The 690-nt window shown below is 42.9% G+C and carries 1 protein-coding gene; it reads right to left on the minus strand.

Going from position 1 to position 690, the window contains the following annotated elements:
- Positions 1-233 precede the first annotated feature (233 nt).
- Positions 234-690: chromate transporter (locus A3729_RS08740; RefSeq protein WP_197475712.1), on the minus strand; the 457-nt coding region annotated here is incomplete at its 5' end.

The raw sequence follows: 690 nt of genomic DNA on the forward strand, positions 1-690 counted from the left end.
CGTAAATACTCACTGGGAGTCTCATATTCTCCGTTTAAGCCGGTACATTCTTCTAAGTGGCTGCGTAAGCTGCCAGAAACTCGTAACGTAACATTTGGGTTGGCCATATAATCATCCTCAAGTTGCACATATATATATTAATAGATAGTGCAACCTTTGACTAGAAATACATTGAAGAAGAACCCTGGCAGTGGAAGTAACGATTGTTTAGTGGCTTTGCTTATTACACTACTTTATGAAAACCAAGCACGTAACAAACCATAAACAAGAACCAATAGAATGATCCGAATAATTGACAGTTTGAAGGAACGCAGTAAAACAAAAATACTTGCGACAACGGCCATATCTATAGGCTCTTTTACAGAAGTAATAAATACAGGGCTATAGAGCGTTGCTGCTAATAAACCCACCACGCTTGCATTAACACCCACAATGGCACCCGACACTCTTGGATGCTCGGCCAAAACTTTCCAGTGTTGGTTAAACGCTAAGACAAGTAAGAACCCCGGCAAGAAAATCCCCAATGTAGCAATAAATGCGCCTATTAGCGGGCTCTCGTAACTCATCGCCCCTAAGTACGTTGCGAAAGTGAACAAGGGCCCTGGCAACGCTTGGGCGACCGCATAACCGGTGATAAAGCTTTCATGTCCTATGGATTGGGCGAAATAATCTTGTAGTAAAGGCAGCACC

Source organism: Oleiphilus sp. HI0043, from assembly GCF_001634935.1.